The organism is Nonlabens sp., from assembly GCF_047636915.1.
GTDB lineage: Bacteria > Bacteroidota > Bacteroidia > Flavobacteriales > Flavobacteriaceae > Nonlabens.
This window is the reverse complement of the sequence record NZ_JBLIGN010000017.1, coordinates 1-20,683: the sequence shown is the minus strand read 5'-3', so window position 1 is coordinate 20,683 and position 20,683 is coordinate 1. Positions and strand designations below refer to the sequence as shown.

Annotated in this window: 14 protein-coding genes and 1 pseudogene; 4 read left to right on the top strand and 11 right to left on the bottom strand. The window is 36.3% G+C overall.

The features are described from left to right. The first annotated feature begins 39 nt into the window (after positions 1–39). Positions 40–1,869, top strand: a complete 1,830-nt coding sequence (locus ACJAT0_RS04650) for a GNAT family N-acyltransferase (RefSeq protein WP_415180715.1) — start codon at positions 40–42, stop codon at positions 1,867–1,869. A gap of 49 nt (positions 1,870–1,918) precedes the next feature. Here the strand turns inward: ACJAT0_RS04650 and ACJAT0_RS04645 are convergent, their stop codons facing one another. After that, entirely contained in the window at positions 1,919–2,080 is a 162-nt protein-coding gene (locus tag ACJAT0_RS04645) for a hypothetical protein (RefSeq protein ID WP_415180714.1), read from the bottom strand. A 518-nt stretch (positions 2,081–2,598) separates the two neighbouring features. Here ACJAT0_RS04645 and ACJAT0_RS04640 point away from each other — a divergent pair. Both ACJAT0_RS04640 and ACJAT0_RS04635 read left to right on the top strand, forming a co-directional pair. Then, positions 2,599–2,949: a hypothetical protein gene (locus ACJAT0_RS04640; protein ID WP_415180713.1), complete on the top strand. Its 351-nt coding sequence runs from the start codon at positions 2,599–2,601 to the stop codon at positions 2,947–2,949. A 7-nt stretch (positions 2,950–2,956) separates the two neighbouring features. Next, positions 2,957–4,003 carry a carboxypeptidase-like regulatory domain-containing protein gene (locus ACJAT0_RS04635; RefSeq protein WP_415180712.1) on the top strand — a complete coding sequence of 349 codons (1,047 nt, stop codon included), beginning with the start codon at positions 2,957–2,959 and terminating at the stop codon, positions 4,001–4,003. Here the strand turns inward: ACJAT0_RS04635 and ACJAT0_RS04630 are convergent. The 10 genes from ACJAT0_RS04630 to ACJAT0_RS04585 form a co-directional block, all read right to left on the bottom strand. After that, positions 4,000–4,434 carry a low molecular weight phosphatase family protein gene (locus tag ACJAT0_RS04630; RefSeq protein ID WP_374003436.1) on the bottom strand — a complete coding sequence of 145 codons (435 nt, stop codon included), beginning with the start codon at positions 4,432–4,434 and terminating at the stop codon, positions 4,000–4,002. The genes ACJAT0_RS04635 and ACJAT0_RS04630 overlap by 4 nt on opposite strands. A gap of 126 nt (positions 4,435–4,560) precedes the next feature. Further along, complete coding sequence (locus ACJAT0_RS04625; RefSeq protein ID WP_374003437.1) at positions 4,561–4,971, bottom strand: TM2 domain-containing protein; 411 nt, start codon at positions 4,969–4,971, stop codon at positions 4,561–4,563. A 367-nt stretch (positions 4,972–5,338) separates the two neighbouring features. Beyond that, positions 5,339–6,322: a 2-hydroxyacid dehydrogenase gene (locus ACJAT0_RS04620; RefSeq protein WP_415180711.1), complete on the bottom strand. Its 984-nt coding sequence runs from the start codon at positions 6,320–6,322 to the stop codon at positions 5,339–5,341. Between the two features lie 137 nt (positions 6,323–6,459). Continuing rightward, the gene (locus tag ACJAT0_RS04615; protein ID WP_374003439.1) at positions 6,460–6,936 is read right to left on the bottom strand and encodes a hypothetical protein; all 477 of its coding nucleotides are present in this window, start codon (positions 6,934–6,936) and stop codon (positions 6,460–6,462) included. Positions 6,937–7,089: 153 nt separating this feature from the next. Beyond that, the gene (gene mgtE, locus ACJAT0_RS04610) at positions 7,090–8,439 is read right to left on the bottom strand and encodes a magnesium transporter (RefSeq protein ID WP_374003440.1); all 1,350 of its coding nucleotides are present in this window, start codon (positions 8,437–8,439) and stop codon (positions 7,090–7,092) included. A 166-nt stretch (positions 8,440–8,605) separates the two neighbouring features. Then, positions 8,606–12,958, bottom strand: coding sequence for a DNA polymerase III subunit alpha (gene dnaE / locus ACJAT0_RS04605; RefSeq protein ID WP_415180710.1), 4,353 nt, complete (start codon positions 12,956–12,958; stop codon positions 8,606–8,608). A 251-nt stretch (positions 12,959–13,209) separates the two neighbouring features. Further along, on the bottom strand, positions 13,210–13,659 hold the full coding sequence (locus ACJAT0_RS04600) for a ferritin-like domain-containing protein (RefSeq protein ID WP_415180709.1): 450 nt from the start codon (positions 13,657–13,659) through the stop codon (positions 13,210–13,212). Between the two features lie 488 nt (positions 13,660–14,147). Continuing rightward, positions 14,148–16,757, bottom strand: coding sequence for a ribonucleoside-diphosphate reductase subunit alpha (locus ACJAT0_RS04595; RefSeq protein WP_415180708.1), 2,610 nt, complete (start codon positions 16,755–16,757; stop codon positions 14,148–14,150). A 144-nt stretch (positions 16,758–16,901) separates the two neighbouring features. Continuing rightward, positions 16,902–17,894: a ribonucleotide-diphosphate reductase subunit beta gene (locus ACJAT0_RS04590; RefSeq protein ID WP_374003444.1), complete on the bottom strand. Its 993-nt coding sequence runs from the start codon at positions 17,892–17,894 to the stop codon at positions 16,902–16,904. Between the two features lie 1,419 nt (positions 17,895–19,313). Further along, positions 19,314–19,877: a DUF3109 family protein gene (locus ACJAT0_RS04585; protein WP_415180707.1), complete on the bottom strand. Its 564-nt coding sequence runs from the start codon at positions 19,875–19,877 to the stop codon at positions 19,314–19,316. Between the two features lie 483 nt (positions 19,878–20,360). Between ACJAT0_RS04585 and pyrH the strand changes: the two are divergent. Continuing rightward, positions 20,361–20,683, top strand: a pseudogene (gene pyrH / locus ACJAT0_RS04580) (UMP kinase); the annotation flags it as partial.

Genomic DNA, 20,683 nt, shown 5'->3' with positions numbered 1-20,683 from the left:
ATTACATTATATTTGTAAACTTATAACCAATCAATATTTATGGGATTAGTCAACGCAAAAGAGGTAGCAAAAGCTATCAACATAGATAAATATGGCTTTCTAGGTACACTGGGTGGTTGGACATTGATGAAGGTTTTGCGCATTTCCTCTCTCAATAAATTGTACGATAGGCATAAGGATAAGAATACTACAGAATTTTTAAACGCCTTATTAGAAGATCTTCAAATTGAATTTGAAATTCCAGAAGAAGATTTAAAAAGGATTCCTAAAAAAGGAGGTTTTATTACTATATCTAATCATCCTTTAGGTGGAGTAGATGGATTATTACTGCTCAAACTTCTTTTAGATCACAGACCTGACTATAAAATTATCGCAAATTTTTTATTGCATCGTATTGAGCCCTTAAAGCCTTATATCATGCCGGTAAACCCTTTTGAAGATCGCAAAGATGCTCAATCTAGTACCGCAGGTTTTATGCAGGCAATTAGACATCTTAAAAGTGACTTGCCATTAGGTATTTTTCCTGCGGGGGAAGTTTCTACTTATAAAGACGGTAAGCTAGTAGTAGATAAAAAATGGGAAGAAAGTGCTATGAAATTAGTGCAACGTGCTGAAGTTCCAGTCATTCCTATTTATTTTCATGCAAAAAACAGCAACATGTTTTACAGGCTTGCAAAGCTTAGTGATGTTTTTAGAACGGCCAAATTACCTTCTGAAGTGTTATCTCAAAAACGGCGTGTAGTAAAAGTAAGGATTGGTAAGCCTATATCTTTGAAAGCGCAAAAGGAGCACGAATCTTTGGATGACTTTACAGAGTTCCTACGTAAAAAAACCTATATGCTTTCTAAGCCTTATGAGAAGGAAGCAAAGAAATTGAGTGATATTCCTAACTCGATCAAAATACCGAAGTCACCTAAAAAAATTATTGATACAGGAGATCAAAATGCGATGATTCATGAAGTAGACGCCTTGCGTGAAATGGGAGATAAGCGTTTGCTGGAATCAAAGAATTATGAAGTGTTTCTGGCTAAGAAAGAACATATTCCTAATGTTTTAATAGAATTAGGAAGGTTAAGAGAAATAACTTTTCGGGCTATAGGAGAAGGTACAAATAATGCTACTGACTTAGATCGTTATGACGATTACTACCATCAAATGTTTTTGTGGGACCGCGACGCAAATCGTGTTGCGGGAGCTTACCGAATGGGTATGGGAAGTGAAATCAGTAAGATGTATGGTCTGGACGGGTTTTACCTAAATGAACTTTTTAAATTTGAACCAGAATTACACAAAATGATGAGTGAGTCCATAGAAATGGGACGCGCATTTATCATTAAAGAATATCAATTAAAGCCTATGCCACTTTTCTTATTGTGGAAAGGAATCGTACACTGTACGCTAAGGTTTCCAGAACATAAGTATCTTATAGGTGGTGTGAGCATTAGTAATAAATTCTCTAATTTCTCTAAGTCACTCATGATTGAATTTATGAAGAGCAATTATTACGACCCTTATGTGGCGCAATACATAACGCCTAAGAAAGACTTTAAAGTAAAACTGGAAGATGCTGACAAGGACTTTATATTTGATGAAAGCGAGGCAGACTTAAATAAATTCGATAAAATTATTGATGAACTGGAACCTAATGAGCTGAGGTTGCCAGTTTTGATTAAAAAATATGTAAAACAAAATGCTAAAGTCGTTGCTTTCAATGTAGATCCTTTGTTCAATAATGCAGTAGACGGTTTGATGTATATACGCATCGCAGATCTTCCAGAAAGCACTGTAAAACCAGTCTTAGAAGAGTTCCAAGCAGAGATGGAATCTAAGTATTTCAATGGACAAGATGATGCAAAAGAAGAGGAATAATATATAAAAGATGGGATTTTTACTACTTCCTTGTTTTAACAACTATCTCTCATGGATAAAAATTAATTGGTAATTTAATAGATAGTAAAACACCAGAATCCATAAGCAGTGCTTCTGTATATGCAGACGGCACAACTATAGGAGTAATTACCAACTTTGACGCTGATTTTACTCCTAAATTATCTGTAAATACAGTTGCTAGGTTGGTCATAAGAATAATGGGTTATCTATCATTGCTATTTAGAAATCCTGCAAAGGTAGATTTGAGTGGGATTCTATTAATTTAAGAGGTGGATGAATGAGGTGCTGTAAACATAGATCCAGATCCATGGACTAGGGTTAGAAAAGAAAACTATTTTAAACGATATTTTTTAGGTAGTACAGAACTAGCAGAAAGCTCTACGATTGTTGACGTTGATAGAGTTAAATTTAGATTTCATCTGTCTATCGCCATGTTATCTGCTCGTTTTAAAGTCTCTATAAAAGTCGAGTACAAAGAATTTGAGTATTTGATTGAAGTAGAGGTTGAGTTATTTGATATTCATTTAAAAAAAACGGATGTTTTTCGCCTAAGAAGCTGAGGTAAAGGAAAGCCTTTTTTAATTTCCTTGTCTCCTTGTCTCCTTGTCTCCTTTTCTAACATAAGGTGCCAGTACATCAAAGGTTAATGAATTGTTTTAAAGAGCGTAAATTAAAATGCCTGATTAAAAACCGTAAAAATTCTACCCATTGTCAGGTCTTTATTTTTATAGATTATTGTGTACGGATAGTTTAGACAGCTCTGGTTTTCAGCTTTTATACGATGCTAAGAAAGTGGCAATAAAGGAACATATAAGGGTTAGGAAGAAAGGAGAGTTTTATAAAGTACGTTTTAGAAATGAGGTGTATACTCCTATAGACCCCTGTAAAAGCATATCTAGAATAGCTCCATTATCACAGATTATACTTATTAATAATAATGGAAAAGCCATAGGAGTAGATGGTATTGCCACGAATAAGACTTCTTTAATATTTAAAGGTTATTTTGCTCGATTAGGAAAAAGCGGTTTATGTCTTTCAGATTATCTTCCTTATAAATAAATGTGTTTTGAAAAAAATAATCATATTACTTCTATTTCTTATTTTGATTCCTGTATCTGCTAGAGCGCAATCAATCAATGGAAGCATTGTGGACGCAGTTACTAATGAAGCATTACCTTCTGTAAATGTATACTTCTCAGGCACTTCAAAAGGAACTATATCAGATCTGGACGGGAATTTTGAGATACTTAATTATGAAAATAGTCAGAGTGTTTTCACGGTAAGCCTTTTAGGATATGAATCTCAATTTTTTAATGACCCTTTAAATACCGATTTCTCTTCACTCAAATTACAACCTAAAGTAGGAGAGTTGCCAGCCGTCTATATAAAATCAGATCCATGGAGTCGTGAGAAAAAGGAGCGGTATTTTATAAAACAGTTTTTAGGAACAACTTTAATTGCAAAGGAATGTAAAATTCTCAATCTCGATAAAGTGAGAATGCATTTTAACCTAACTACCAGCGTAATGAGTGCCTTTTCTCAAGAGCCTGTGCTGATAGAAAATAGAGATTTAAATTATATAGTAGCTTACGATCTTAAAGAATTTGAAATCACTTTTGAAGAGCTAAGCCTAGAACATATACAAATTAGTGAAAGCCTAGAGATTCCTACTCACCGTATGGTATCATCCTACTTTGTAGGGAGTGCCTTTTTTAAAGAGTTAAATGAAAAAGAGGCTAAAAAAGGATGGGTAAAGCGGCATCGCAAGCGTGCTTATAAAGTCTCTGAATTGCGATTATTTATACTAATTGCCGAAAATAGATTTGAAGAAGAAGGGTATCATCTTGTTTTTGACAGCAAAAAAGTAGCTGTAAAAGATCATATACGAAGCAGGAAAAAAGGAGAATTCTATGTGGTTGATTTTAGAGAAAAAACATACGAAATCTTAGATTCCAAGAATTTTAGATCAGCTATATATCTTGAAATTCCAAAATTAGTGATTTCAAAGGCTGGAAATGTTCTCAATTATCAAGTTTTGAAAACGGGCGGATTTGTATCTAATCTAAAGGTGTCTGGTATGCTGCCTTTAGATTATGATCCTGAGAAACGTTAAGACTTTTTTGTTTTTTTCTGTAGGTATTGCTCTGCAAATTCTGTGCAGTATTCCTGTAACTCCTTGCGGCAAGATTTAAAGGCAATTTTCAATTCTTTATCCGTTCCATGAGTTTTATCTAAATTATCCATTTTTATATGAAAAACCTTAGCTTTTTTAGCTTTTTCATTAGCTAGTTGATGTGCTTTATCTGAAAAAGTAATGATGTAATCAAATGTTATTTCTTCGACATCTGTAAAGTTCATTCTAGATGTCTCTACGGGTATGCCTAAAGAATCCATAACTTTTAAGGCCATGCGATGTATGGGCAAGGAGTTTATCCCAGCGCTTAGAACTTGTGTTTTCTTGGAGCTATAATAGTCTAGGAATCCTTGAGTCATTGGACCTAAGGTGGAGTTGGTAGTACTGAGAATTAAAATTTTTAAGGCCATTGGTTTTAACAACAATCATAAATAAGCATGACTGTGTTAAGGCAAAGTTAAGACCAATAATATTAGATCACAATAAAAGTCCTTAAACTTAACATTAAAGACATTAAATATTTGATAATGAGTAATCTAAAACCAAGATTTTTTATTAACTTGGTATGTGTGATAGAATTCTTCGTCTGACTTGGTGAGATAGATGATGCCTTCTATCAACCCTATTACTCCTGGAATCCAAACAAATAGTGCTCCTACAAAAATACAAGAGGTAATAATTCCTAGTAATGTTACCGCTGCTAGTATGATACCTTCTTGATTATAACCTAGAATAAACTTATGAACCCCAAATCCGCCTAAAAATATTCCAAGAACTCCTGCTAGAACCTTTTTGTTATCTCGGTTATTGACAGTTTGATTAAAGTATTGTTGAAAGTCTTTGGCACTTTCCTTTGCGTTATGAGCAGTATCGTTAAATGTTTCTTTTGCTTTTTCTTTAGCACTGTCAAAGTTGCTCTTTTCGCTCTCGTTTTCTTCGGTACTCATTGGTTAACATGTTAGATTAGTTGCTGTAAATGTATGTAATTTTTCAAATAGGTACTCCTTACTAGGTTTCCAAAGCTTTACTTCGCGACTATTGCAATCTCTACATCCAGCTAAATTTCCTATAATCAACATTTCTACGGTACTGATTGTTTTATTTCATTTGTTATCAGTTCTTTGCGTAAACCTCTTGAATTAGCGATGCGGTAATTAATTAGGAATTCTTGTTTGCTTAGATCAAAATAGTTGGTGTCCGTTTTATAAAGGCTCTTTTGCTGCTAGGAGATGCGGCTATAATGTTTTCACATGAAGTTTTTGTTACAACAGTATCTTTCATTCAACTAAAACGTCCTCTATTCGGGTTCGTTTTTTATTGTGTTTTTTGGTTAGTGATGATTTTATCTGCGATGACTGCCGCAAGCTTATATGCTGATGCTAAGGTCCATCCAGCCACATGCGGACTCAACAAGACTTGATCCATTTCTAACAGTTCTTTAAATGCTTTAGGGATCACGCTTGCTGTTTTTTTAGATAGAAGTTTATCTTGAGGTAGCTCCGGGCGAAATAGGGATTCAAAAGAGCCTTTCTCATACTCTAAAACATCAAGTCCAGCTCCTAAAATTTTATTTGATTTAATTGCAGCTACGAGATCCTCTGTGACAACAGACTTTCCTCTCGCGGTGTTGATGAGGTAAAAAGGCTTTTCAAATGCCGCAATGAATTCAGCATCAATCATTTTAATAGTAAGTTCAGTTTGAGGGATGTGAAGGCTTAAAACATCTGATTGTAATTGTAATTCCTGTAGACTTACCTGCTCACAATATTGATCTTCTACACCTTCTGTAATGTCATAACAAATTACTTTGCAATCAAATCCAGATAGTTTTTTTGCAAATGCTTTACCCATGTGACCATAACCTATAAGTCCCACAGTTTTCCCTTCGAGTTCTATTCCGCGGTTTTCTTCTCGGCGCCATAAACCAGATCGCACTTCCTTATCAGCTCTATTGAGATGATTGAAAATAGAAAGTAACATTCCTAATGCATGCTCTCCAACTGCATTTCTATTGCCCTCGGGTGCATTGTAACAAGATATTCCTTGTGCCTTAGCAAATGCTACATCTATGTTTTCAAGGCCAGCCCCTACACGTCCTATAAATTTTAAGGAAGTGGCCATCTTCAAAAACTCTTTGTCTATTGGGAATCTACTGCGCACGATAAGGCCTTCATAGTTCTTAATTAGTGGCATGATGTCTTCCTTAGAGGAGGTGAAATCAAAATAATTTTCAAAACCAGCTTGTTTTAGTTTTTCTGTAAGAATAGCATGATTGCTGTCGAGGTGAAGTATTTTCATAAGTACTGATACATATCTTTGTGTTACAAACGTTTCAAAACTGGGGTGTTTTAAAGCTATAGGTTCTTTTACAACTATAAAATTCTTAGGTTGATATAAAAATCAAGTTCTGAGGCTCCTTATTGTCATTTTTTTCATTAGAACTCTACCATATTTAGTTCTTGTTCAAAATCATATTGCAAGTCTTCATGTAAAGTTGAGATGCGGGTTTTTATAAGAATGAGCTGTCTATCCATTAAGTCACGCATGGTTTTACTGTGTAATACCTGAGAATGTGTTTCTCTCATTAAGCGACAGAAATGAATCAATACAGAAACTTCTGTTTCCTTACTTCCAGAATAGCGCACGTATTTTTTTGCTTCACGCAGTACTTTGCGAACTCCTTTTTGCAAGCGGTAATTGTTTGCGGTATTTAATCCTAGAAACATATTATCTAGCAGCGTTTTCACGTTTGCTACGTACTCATCTTCGTCTGTAGATTCGAATAGCAGGTACGTGAGGAGTTCTTTATTTTCTTTTTTAAATCTAGAAAGTCGCAGGACTATCTTCATCAAGTCCTCATCAGATCTGAATTTGAGTTCTTCCTTTACTTCTTTAACCGTGGCCGTTTTCATAGAGTGAAGATACGCATTGGAAGAGAGCTTTTAATAAATCAAAAGTTAGAAAAGTGTTTATGTATTTGTACAGTTTCCGCTTTCGCCTTGAGCTAGTTCAAGATAAACTTCCATTTTCTTAAGTAAAGAAAAAGTGAAAGTAAAATCATCTATCTAGATGCCAATAATAGCTTTTGCGATTAAAAAATAAATTAATATTCCAAAAATATCATTGCTAGTAGTTATAAATGGGCCGGTCGCCAGTGCTGGATCGATACCTCGTTTATGTAATGCTAAAGGGACAAAAGTACCTACCAGACCAGCCACTATAATCACCGCAAACAGCGATGTAGAAATGGCAAGCGAGGTAAGGATATCGCCGTCAACAGCAAAGGTATAGGCAAATAAAAGAAGGGCTAGAATAATTCCATTTAACATGGCCAGTAACACCTCTTTAATCAAACGATTACCGATACTTCCTCTTAGATCGTCATTTGCAATACCTTGTACAATGATAGCACTGGATTGTACTCCTACATTTCCTGCCATCGCAGCGATTAATGGTGTAAAGAAAAATAATACGGCGTGTTTTTCAAAGGTCTCCTCAAAGTTACCCATAATAGCAGCGGCTCCTACACCGCCTAGAAGGCCCAATACCAGCCAAGGCAAACGCGCTCGAGTAAGCTCCCAGATGCTATCATTTGCTTCTACATCTTGCGAAATACCACTCGCTAGTTGGTAATCTTTCTCTGCTTCTTCTGTAATGAAATCTACAATATCATCGATGGTAATACGTCCTACAAGTCGTTCTAGTTCATCAACAACTGGAATGGCTTCAAGATCGTATTTACGCATAATGCGCGAGACTTCTTCACCAGGTGTGTTTACAGTGACAAAATCTACTTTAGGAATGTAGACGTCTTTTATAGGCGTGGATTCTTTATTAGTAAGAAGGTCTTTTAAGGAAAGTCTTCCTTTGAGTTTATTGTTATTATCGACTACGTATATAGAATGGACACGGGTTACGTTTTTGGCTTGTGCTCGCATCTCGCTTACACATCCTGTTACGGTCCAGTTTTCATTGACACGAACGAGTTCTTTTGCCATAAGTCCACCCGCGCTATTTTCTTCAAAACGCAATAGGTCGACAATATCTTCTGCATGTTGTTCATCTTCTATTTCGTTAATTACCTTTTGAGCAATATTATCAGGAAGATCGTTTAAGATATCGGCAGCATCATCCGTATCCATTTCTTCCAGCTCTTCAGCGATTTCCTTTGGAGAAAGTTCATTTAATATGCGATCCCGTTGGTCTTCATCCAGCTCCATTAAGGCTTCAGAAGTCTTTTCTGAATCAAGAAGTTTTACAATAAAAACAGCTTGCCCGAGATTGAGCTCCTCAATAATTTCTGCAATATCTGCAAAGTGAAGCTCTTCCAGAATATGTTCTAGCTGTTTGCTGTTACTGGCTTCAATCAGTGATTGGACCTCTTCTATAAAGTCTTTTGTGATGTTAAACTGCATGATGGATTATTAATGGAACAAATATAATTTTTTGAATAAGAGAAATGGAAGTTTTCAAAGCGAAATGTGCGATGAACAGATTTTTTGACATGCGATTTAGTCAGAATTGCGATTTCAATTTATTTCAAAAATTGTATATTTTATAAAAAAAGCAATCTTTGCAACTTTAACCTACACCATAAGTGATTTCGTGCTCATCGAGCAATGCCAGCAGCTCTCCACTCACATTCACTTTTTGTAATCTAGCAGACATGTCTATGGAGATCTTTTCTTCATGATCTTTGATGTTAAAATATAAACGATGATCTCCTTGATGTTGATCCAGAGCCTCCTTTAAAACTTCAATACGTTCTTCTAAAACCTCACTCACATGTAATTCAATAGTTAACTTTTTAGCAGCACTTGCCATCACATCTTGTAATTGTGCCATTTGAGTGAATAAAATACGTGGATCACGAGGTCTTCCTGTGTTCTTATCGATCCAGCCTTGTTGTATTTTCACTTTGGCATGTAAGAAGCTATTGGGAACTAAGAAATGCCTAAATTTTAAATAATCCTCACCAAACATTCTGAATTCTAGGGTTTCATCATAATCTTCCATAGTAAAAATTCCCCAAGGCTTATTTGCCTTGCTCATCATGTGTCGCGCTTCCGTAATAACACCACAGAAGCTAAGCTCTCTATTGACTAGTGGTTCTAGTTCCTTCATAGCAGCGAGATTTGCATTACAAAAGAACTTTATCTCCTTTTTATAATCATCTAGAGGATGTCCAGAAAGGTATATTCCTACAACTTCTTTTTCCCTTTTGAGTTTTTCCATGGTTCCCCAATCTTCACAAATAGGCAACTGTGGTTCTGGAATTTGAACATCACTTGCTTCTCCAAAAAGACTCACTTGTGCACTGTTTTCATTTTCCTGAAACTTTTGAGCATACTTTACTACTTGTTCTAAGAAAATCTGACCGTTATCAAATTGATGGAAAAACTGCGCTCTATTTTCTCCACCCAATCTATCAAAGCCACCGCTGAGCGCCAGCGCTTCAAATGATTTTTTACTGGCAGCTCGTAAGTCTACACGTTTTGCCATATCGAAGATACTTTTGTAATCACCTTCTTTTCTATTATCTATAATAGTCATTACGGCTCCATGACCCAGCCCTTTTACAGCGCCCATTCCAAAACGTATGGCTCCTTTAGGATTCACCGTGAATTTATAATTAGACTCATTTACGTCTGGACCTAATACATCCAGTCCCATGCGACGGCACTCGTCCATGAATTTTGTTACATCTTTGATTTGGTTCATATTATTAGACAATGTGGCTGCCATAAATTCAGCACCATAGTTTGCCTTTAAGTAAGCCGTCTGATAAGCAATCCATGCATAACAAGTGGAGTGCGATTTGTTAAAGGCATAGGATGCAAATGCTTCCCAGTCTTTCCAGACTTTCTCTAAAATGGAGCGATCATGTCCATTTGCTTCTCCTGCATCCAGAAACTGCGGTTTCATCTTTTGAAGTGTTGCAATTTGCTTTTTACCCATCGCTTTTCTGAGTACATCAGCATCTCCTTTTGAGAAATTGGCTAGTTTTTGAGACAGCAGCATTACTTGTTCTTGATACACGGTAATTCCATAGGTTTCCTTTAGGAATTCTTCCATGGCATCTAGGTCATAGATGATGTTTTTACGGCCGTGTTTGCGATCAATAAATTCTGGAATATATTCTAAAGGTCCTGGACGGTACAATGCGTTCATGGCTATAAGATCAGCAAACTGCGTAGGTTTGAGTTCTCTCATGTACTTCTGCATTCCCACGCTTTCATATTGGAATATAGCGGTTGTTTCTCCGCGCTGGAACAACTCATAGGTCTTTTCATCATCTAATGGAATGGACTCTATGTCCACCTCTATTCCATGACGTTCTTTAATAATTGCAACGGTATCCTTGATCTGACTTAAGGTTTTTAATCCTAAGAAATCCATTTTTAATAACCCAGCACTTTCTACTACTTCGTTATCAAACTGTGTTACATAAAGGTCAGAATTTTTTGCTGTTGCTACAGGAACAAAATTAGTAAGGTCATCTGGCGTTATAATTACCCCACAAGCGTGGACACCGGTGTTTCTAACACAGCCTTCTAGAATTCTAGCTTGTTTAAGTGTCTCTGCGGTAAGGTCATTTCCGGCAGCGAGACTCCTCAGTTCACGAACCATATCAGCATCCTCTCCACGGAAATTACCACTTATTTCATTGTCCTCTAATGCAAAAATCTTCTTTAACTTGGCAAAATCGGGAATCAATTTTGCAACTCTATCGGCATCTTGCAAGGGTAAATCCAGTGCTCTTGCTGTATCTCTTATAGAGGACTTTGCCGCCATGGTACCATAGGTAATAATTTGTGCTACTTGGGAAGAGCCATATTTATTAATTACATAATCCATTACTTTGTACCGATTCTCATCATCAAAATCAATATCAATATCTGGCATCGATACACGATCTGGGTTTAGGAAACGCTCAAATAGTAAGTCGTAGTGAATAGGATCTACATTTGTAATTCTCAAGCAATACGCTACAGCACTTCCAGCAGCAGATCCACGCCCAGGTCCTACGGCAACATCCATTGCTCTGGCTGCTTTTATAAAATCCCAAACGATCAAGAAATAACCTGGATATCCAGTTTTCTGAATGACACTCAATTCAAAATCCAGACGTTCTTTAATGTCATCTCCAAAATCTTCTCCATAACGCATTTTTGCACCTTCATAGGTAAGGTGTTTCAAGTAAGCATTTTCTCCATTTTTGGTTTTAGCGGTGGCATCATTGTTATCTACAAATTGGTCGGGAATGTCAAAGGCTGGAAGCAGTACATCGCGAGCGAGTTCATAAGTTTCTACCTTGTCAACTACTTCTTGGACATTTAAAATTGCTTCTGGTAAGTCTTTAAAGAGTTCTTTCATCTCCTGTGTGGACTTGTAATAGTATTCCTGATTAGGCAAACCGAAGCGGTACCCGCGTCCACGACCTATGGGTGTTGCTTGTTTTTCGTTATCTTTTACGCACAATAAAATATCATGTGCATTTGCATCTTCTTTATGGATGTAGTAGGTATTGTTAGTAGCCACTATTTTAATAGCATGTTTACGAGCAAAATTGATCAATACTTCATTAGCACGATTTTCATCTTCTTGACCATGACGCATCACTTCTATATAAAGATCATCGCCGAAGTGTTTTTTCCACCACAACAAAGCCTCTTCTGCTTGGTTTTCCCCTAAGTTCAAGATTTTAGAAGGTACTTCGCCGTACGTATTTCCAGTGAGTACGATCAGGTCTTCTTTGTATTCTTCAACTAGATTTTTGTCCACTCTAGGCATATAATAAAACCCATCTGTGTAGGCCTTACTTGCCATTTTTGCTAGATTGTGGTAGCCGTTTTTATTTTTGGCAAGAATTACAATCTGGTAACCGTTGTCTTTGTGTGTGCGATCGTGCATGTCTTCGCATACCTGAAATTCACAACCTATAATCGGTTTAATGGGTTCTTTTTTTTCTCCTTCTATCCCATCAGCAAGACTTGCATTATAGGCCTTTACGGCTCTGACAAAATGGAACGCACCCATCATGTTTGCATGGTCAGTCATGGTAACTGTCTGCATATTGTTTGCTGCTGCGGCTTCAACTAAGTCTTTTACACTTGCCGTAGATTGTAGGATAGAAAACTGGCTGTGGCTGTGAAGATGTGCAAATTTTGCATCACTTAATTCATTTAGATTTTCTTTGATTTCTTCCTTAGAAATTTCTGGGCTATCATCAGTATGAAGTCTTTCTGATGCTTTTTTAAGGTTGATATGTTTTATCCCTACCGGTGGAATGGTTGTAGGGTTGCTTTCGCGAAAGCGTGCCATATATCCCTCTTCAAAACCTAATTTCTCTGAAGCGTATTGGCCTTTCCTAAGCAGTTCTAAAAAACAACGAGTTGTTGCCTCTACATCTGCGGTTGCATTATGTGCTTCTCCAAAAGATTGGTTAAATAAAAACTGGTGTAGTTCGGTAAGAGTGGGTAATTTAAATTTACCGTAACGACCTCCAGGAATTTTACAAAGATTTGCAGTGTGTTCTGTACAGGTGTCCAGAACGGGTAATTCCTGTAAATCGTTACTTATTTGAGCTCGTACAAACTCGGAACCAGTAACATTCAGATCAAATTTCAAATTTTGACCAACGACAAATTTTGTTTTGCTCAATGCTATGTTGAATTTCTCCAACATTTCTACAAGAGGAATACCTTCTTTTTGAGCCAGCGCAGTAGAGATTCCATGGATGCGCTCTGCATCATACGGAATATCAAAACCATCTGGTTGCACTAAAAAGTCTTGCGCCTCTATAAGATGACCCATTTCATCGTGCAGTTGCCAGGCTATTTGAATGACTCTAGGCCAGTTATCTGTATCTGTATAGGGTGCATCCCAGCGTTTTGGTAATCCAGTAGTTTCTGTGTCAAAAATGAGATACATAAGCGTAAATTATGAGGCGTTAAAAGCAAAATTATAAGAGTCTAAAAGGAACTTATAATCAGTTATAAATTACTGATTAATAGAAGTATAAAATTATAGTTCTAAATTTATTTTAGGACTTTAAATATAGGTTATTGAGCTCCTTTTTAAAAATGTTTTTATGAATAATAGCTGCAGTTCAAAGAAAGTTTCTAACAAAAAAAAAGCCTGATCAAAACATGATCAGGCTTAAAAGAATTCTTGTAGATTCTTTATGATGCTATTTCTATCTCCGTATATACTCTAGTAAGGGCATTTAATATGTTATTTCTATGAGCGGCTATCATGTTTTTTGTCGACGGCGGTAAAGTGGTTTCCATTATAATAGAATTGTATTCTTTTACTGCTGTTCTCTCTCCACGAACTACTTCCTCTAAAATTACTTCTTCATTATTTGATAGAAGTGTTGATTTGATGTTCATCCAGGCGTGATGTGTATCTCCTTGCCAGCTGGTTCCATCATCTGGTGTTTCACCGTAATATGAGATTTCTTTTTTTAATTCGTGCCCAAACTTATAGCGCTCTTGTTCTTGAAGTGTAAAGAAATGTTTTAATTCACGGCTTCTTACTTTTTCTGAAGCTAATCCGTAGCCAGCAGCTGCATCGTAATTTCTAGTTAGTAAATCATTTAATTTTTTAGATACTTCTTCATTGTAAGTCATAACTATTAGTTGTGAAGGTTTATATATTTTTCAATATACCCCTAGGAGAAAGTTGTAAAAGATTGTTTGTGATAGGTTTAAGTATAGTTTGGTATAGTTTTAAGGATGCAGGTATAAGACGAGGTAATTTGTGAACCGAATTAACTTTTAAAAGAACCGAGACTTAAAATAATGGATGTGTTGATAAATTCATTTTAAAGGGGTCTTAGAAAGTAGAATGACTTTTCACTTTTATAAAACCTATAATAGGCCTCCATCTTCTTTATTCTTCAAAAATGTCGTTAAAGGATAGAACCTTTAATATTTCTAAGCAGGTGTTTTATCGCTGTTGTAGATCTTTATCGAAGTTTCACATTTTCATATGTTTAGGTCTTATTTTCTTCCTTTTACATTTCGATAAAATCTACCTAAACTGCATCAGATTTACAGAGTATAAAAAAAGCCCTGCCTTACGACAGAGCTTTTTAGCTTTGATTAAAAAACGATCGTTATGAACCGCACATTTCACAGTCATCACCATTGCTAGCTGCTTCTTTGGCACGCTGAAGAATTATTTTATACTCTTCTGTACTCATTTCTTCATGTTCTATAATCACGTTGGTATTTACAATCGGTGTGGTTTGATTCATCACTTTTGCTGAGGAAGCAGCACTATCATCGACAAACAGCGATTGTGTTTGTCCCAGCTTTTGATCTTCTGGCTGCACGGAAACAGTCGGTTGCGCCTTTTGTTGTGTTCTAAGCATATTTGCAGCTTGTTCAGGTGCTGTTGTATTCATTACTGGAAGCTCTACAGGAGCAGGCGTAATTGGTACGGGTGCTGCTTTCTTTTCTTTAGTCACCGTAAATTTAATTGCGTCTACAGCTGCTTTAGTTCTCAAATAATACATTCCTGTTTTTAAACCGCTTTTCCATCCATAAAAGTGCATCGAGGTCAACTTAGAAGTGGTCACGTTTTCCATAAACAAGTTCAATGATTGAGACTGGTCGATAAAGTAACCCCTTGCACGAGACATGTCTATGATATCTTTCATTTTCAATTCCCAAACTGTTTTGTACAGTTCTTTGATGTTTTCTGGAATTCCCTCTATGGCTTGAATAGAACCGTTGTTCCTCATGATTGCATTCTTTAGGTTATCATCCCAAAGTCCTAGATCAACAAGGTCTTTTAATAAGTGTTTGTTTACCACGATAAATTCTCCGGAGAGTGTTCTTCTGGTATAAATGTTAGATGTATAAGGTTCAAAGGCCTCATTGTTACCTAAAATTTGAGAAGTACTTGCTGTAGGCATTGGTGCTACAAGTAAAGAATTTCTCACACCGTGCTCCATGACTTGCTTTCTTAGATCGGCCCAATTCCACCGACCGCTTAAATCACTATCGTTTACATTCCACATGTTGTACTGGAACTCTCCTTGAGACATAGGAGAACCAGAAAATGTAGAATAAGGACCTTCTTCTTGAGCCAGTTCCATAGAAGCTTCACAAGCTGCAAAATAAAGTGTCTCAAAGATATCTGAGTTCAATTTTTTTGCTTCATCGCATGTAAAAGGTAGTCGGAGCATTATAAATGCATCTGCTAGACCTTGGATTCCTAACCCTATCGGTCTGTGACGCATGTTGGAGTTCTCTGCTTCTTTAACCGGGTAATAGTTGCGGTCGATCACTTTGTTCAAGTTGCGAGTAACTCTTTTGGTTACCTTATACAAAGCTTTGTGATCAAAAGCGTCATCTTTCACAAACATGGGTAGTGCGATGGAGGCAAGGTTACAAACGGCAACTTCGTCTGGAGAGGTATACTCAATGATCTCCGTACATAAGTTAGAAGATCTAATGGTACCTAGGTTTTTTTGGTTGGATTTATGGTTCGCGGCATCTTTATACAACATATAAGGGGTACCGGTTTCAATCTGTGATTCTAAAATCTTGTCCCAAAGTTCACGTGCTTGAATAGTCTTGCGTCCTTTACCTGCTTCTTCATACTTGGTGTAAAGTGCTTCAAATTCATCTCCATAAACATTGTACAGATTAGGGCATTCATGAGGACACATTAAGGTCCATGTGCTGTTTGTCTCTACTCTTTTCATAAAAAGATCTGACATCCACATCGCATAAAATAAATCGCGTGCACGCATTTCCTCCTTTCCAGTGTTTTTCTTTAGGTCTAAGAAATCAAAAATATCTGCATGCCATGGTTCCATATAAATAGCAAAAGAGCCTTTGCGTTTTCCACCTCCTTGATCTACATAACGTGCGGTGTCATTATACACTTTTAACATTGGAACGATACCATTAGAAGTACCATTAGTGCCACCTATGTAAGAACCCCTTGCGCGTATGTTGTGAATAGATAGTCCTATTCCACCAGCGCTTTGAGAAATCTTAGCGGTTTGTTTCAATGTGTCATAAATACCTTCAATACTGTCGTCTTGCATGGTTAACAAAAAACAAGAAGACATCTGGGGTTTAGGGGTACCTGCATTAAATAAAGTAGGCGTGGCATGAGTGAAGAATTTTTTAGACATCAACTCATACGTCTCGATCGCTGCATCAAGGTCATCTATATGAATCCCCACAGATACACGCATCAACATATGCTGTGGACGCTCTGCAATCTGACCGTTAATTTTTAATAAATAGCTGCGTTCTAATGTTTTAAACCCAAAGTAATCGTACCCAAAATCACGATTATAAATAATGGCCGAGTTCAAGCGGTCAGCATTATCTTGTATTACTTTATACACCTCATCAGAAATCATTGGTGCTTTTTTCTCTGTTCGAGGATTTACATACTCATACAGGTCTGTTACTACATCAGTAAAAGTCTTTTTGGTATTTTTATGTAAATTAGAAACAGAAATACGAGCGGCTAGACGTGCATAATCTGGGTGCGCTGTTGTCATAGTAGCAGCTGTCTCTGCAGCAAGATTATCCAATTCGCTTGTAGTCACGCCATCATAAAGACCGTCAATAACGCGCATAGCAACTTTTACAGGATCCACATGATTACTTAAACCATAACATAATTTACGCACTCTCGCTGTGATCTTATCGAACATTACTGGCTCCTTGTGGCCGTCTCTTTTTAATACAAACATATTGAACTGGGTTTTTGGGTTTAGAGAAAGGGATTTTCATCCCTATCTCAACTAATTGGGTAAACACTTGTGAAAACATCTTGAAATATTTTCAATACTCTATAAAAACAGCGTATAATGCTGTTGCAATTAAATGGTTGCCTTTTAGAAGTCAGCGTCTAAGGCAAAAGAATCCATAGTACTCTTATCTTCTTTAGTACTATTCATTACACCTGCTTTTTGATATTCAGCCACTCTTTTCTCAAAGAAGTTGGTTTTACCTTCCATACCGATAAGGTCCATAAAATCAAATGGGTTGGTCACATTGTAAACTTTTTCACATTCTAATTCATCTAATAAACGGTCTGTTACAAACTCAAGATATTGTGTCATTAATTTTGCGTTCATACCTATCAAACTGGCAGGTAAGGATTCTGTAATGAACACACGCTCAATATTTAAGGCGTCTACGATAATTTCTGTAATACGTTCCTTGGGAACTTTATTGACTAAGTGATGGTTGTGAAGGTGCACTGCAAAGTCACAATGCATTCCCTCGTCACGAGAAATCAATTCATTAGAAAATGTAAGACCTGGCATCAATCCACGTTTCTTTAACCAATAGATAGAGCAAAATGCTCCAGAAAAGAAAATTCCTTCTACTGCTGCAAAGGCAATAAGTCGCTCAGCAAAAGAAGGACTATCGATCCATTTCATTGCCCAATCAGCTTTTAATTTGATAGCAGGAAAAGTTTCAATAGCTTTAAAAAGCTGATCTTTCTCTTTATCATCCTTTACATAGGTATCAATCAATAAAGAATAAGTTTCTGAATGTATATTTTCCATCATGATTTGAAAACCATAGAAAAACTTAGCTTCAGAGTATTGAACTTCATTTACAAAGTTCTCAGCAAGGTTTTCATTTACAATACCGTCACTCGCAGCAAAAAAAGCAAGAATGTGTTTGATAAAATAACGCTCGTCCGAATTAAGAGATTGTTCCCAATCTGTTATATCTACTTGTAAGTCTATTTCTTCAGCGGTCCAGATGCATGCCTGCTGTTTCTTATACCATTCCCATAAATCAGCATGTTGAATGGGGAAAATGACAAATCGGTTTGGGTTGTCCTGTAATATAGGTTCTTGTGTAGTTTGCATGCGTTGTTTATTTTATATTTATTAGTTTTTAAAACTCTGGTTAACAAAGATGGCAAATGTTTGATGCTATTTTGGGGATTTATCATTTGGCTTTTTCACAAGTTTTCAACATAAGAAAATTCTTAACAAAATGCCAAAATCATTTCTAATATCTTAGCAAACAAGTTGTTGATGTTTTAATGATTTTTTTGTATTATTTATAGGCTTAGAGTTTTGAAGTCATAGTTTCCATCACTACTCAGCTTGTGTTTGATATATTTTCCTACAGAGAGTTACATTATTTTTTTTAGAAGTTATCCACGCTTTTGCGAAAGCGGAATACCACAAAAATATTTTTATAAACGCATATTTTGCATTTTCATACCAATTTTTCACACCAAATTCACGATGGATGGATCAAAAAATATACATCAAAACGTGAAAAAGGTCATTTAAAAACAGCAACTATTTCTAAATGACTTTTTGACGTAATAGTGCTATGGAAAATAATAGTAAGTTAATTTAAATTCCTGCTAATGTCCTATTAAAAAATTGAGTCGCACGTATCAATCTTGCAGACTTATCTTCTGGAATGTTTTTTCTTAGGGAATTAATTTCCCAAGAATTTTTAGTTGCAAACTCATTCAGAATAGAATTTAAATTCAATGAGGGGTTGTTATTTTATGCTTTAAAAAACAATTTATATCTATCGTACTGGTGTTATAGGTTTGTTTAGACTGATGGATAATCAAATAATCTATGTCACTTGGAGCAGCACTATTTAAAAAACCTTTTTGATTTAATTGTAGAAGAGCGATAGCCTTTGAGTGATTCCGTGTTATATGATTGTCATTAAAGGATACAGCTTAATAAATATCAAAACTTCATTAGAAGAATAGTTCCTTTGGTTTACAAGAAGATCAAAAATCCTAAAATCTACCCTCTTGGTATCGATAATAGTGGCAGATTAGATATTAGATTCTTTTGTAACCTGATTATTTTCTGTCACATCAGAGCAAGAAATGGCTAGAACGATAAGCAATAGGCATATAAGTTTTTACAGGATTATTGTTTTGAGTTTAAAAATGTAGGTTAAGATGATTCGCAGCATGATGATGTACGCTAGCATCTGTTAACTTATAAACCCCTTCTTTTCCTGTAGGTTCCCAAGATAAAAGAGGACTGCTATATTCATTATCAATCGAGCTGTTACAACAATCCTCTCCGGCTGCCGCATACGTTCTTTTAGTCCCAGGGGACAAAGATCCATATCCAAAACATCTGACAGTAAAAAACTCGCGATAAAACTGACACGTAATGTTTTATGATTACTAATTATAGTGCTTTAGGTTAGCAATATATTAAAATAAAAAAAACGAATGAGCAAAGGATTTTTTAAATTGTTTGGAAGTAGCGTAAAGGATGTAATAGGAGGTCCCATTAAAAGTCCTTGGCAATTTCCTCGAGTTCCTTATACCATTCTTGACCGAATTTTCTGATCAAGGGCTCCTTTAAAAACTTATACACGGGAACACCTAATTCTTCCCCTAATGCACACGCGTCATCACAAATTTGCCATTTGTGGTAGTTTACCGCCTTAAAATCTGTGTATTCTTGAATACGCGCTGGATACAAATGACAAGAAATAGGTTTGTAGAAAGCAGTCTTACCATCTCGATAAGCAGATTCTATACCGCAAAGTGCTGTTCCATCTTCCTTGAAAGTGGTATAGGCACATTCTGCATCGTTTACAAGAGGTGTCTCTAGATCGCCGTTTTCACGTTCTACCCAGGTACCTTGTTTTTCGATTGCAGCGATACCTTCTGGACGTAAAAAGGGTTTTATATTTTCAAACTCGCGATCCAGTATATCGAGTTCTTTTTGCTCTAGCGGTGCGCCAGCTTCTCCAGCGACACAACAAACCCCTTTACAGGCAGTAAGATTGCATACAAAGTCTTTTTCAAGAAGATCATCAGAAACAATGGTTTTTCCAATCTGGAACATATATATAGGTGTTAGTATGCAAAGATACCTTTCCAAAATGAAAACAAAGTCAACATAACACCACTTAATAAAGGGCAAACTCCAAACAAATTTTGGATAAAAATTATGATTCAATCATTCTTGGAGAATAGTAAAGAGATCTAGGAAACATTTGGAACAGAATGAAGCTCACAACATAAAAGGATAAAACAGCAACTGGTCGTTGACAAATTTGAAAAAACAAGGTCTTGAAAACAAAAGTTTACGGAGATTCTGGGTTGACCATTTTCAGTGTACCGTCCCATTAGAGCAACTGCGACCATCAACTTTAAAATAAATACAGAAACCTTACAAGGATCTAGAAACACGAAAACGACTGTTTTTCGAACGGAATCAATTCCAGTAGAAACGTCGGGTTTCTTTAAACAACTTCCTGCGATAACAAAATAAAAAATTTAATGGGATTTCTAATTCATTTATATTTGCAAAACACACAATTATCTTATGAAATACAACCGCATCTTATTAAAATTATCTGGAGAAGCCTTAATGGGTGAGCGACAGTACGGTATCGATCCAAAACGCCTAGCAGAATATGCTCAGGAAATTAAAGAAGTAACTGATCTAGGTGTTGAAGTTGCTGTGGTTATAGGTGGAGGAAATATCTTTAGAGGAGTTGCAGGTGCTAGTAATGGAATGGATCGGGTCCAAGGTGATCACATGGGAATGTTGGCTACGGTCATTAATGGTCTGGCATTACAAAGTGCTCTAGAAGACGCTGGAGTGCCTACTAGATTGCAAAGTGCCATTAAAATCAATGAAGTTGC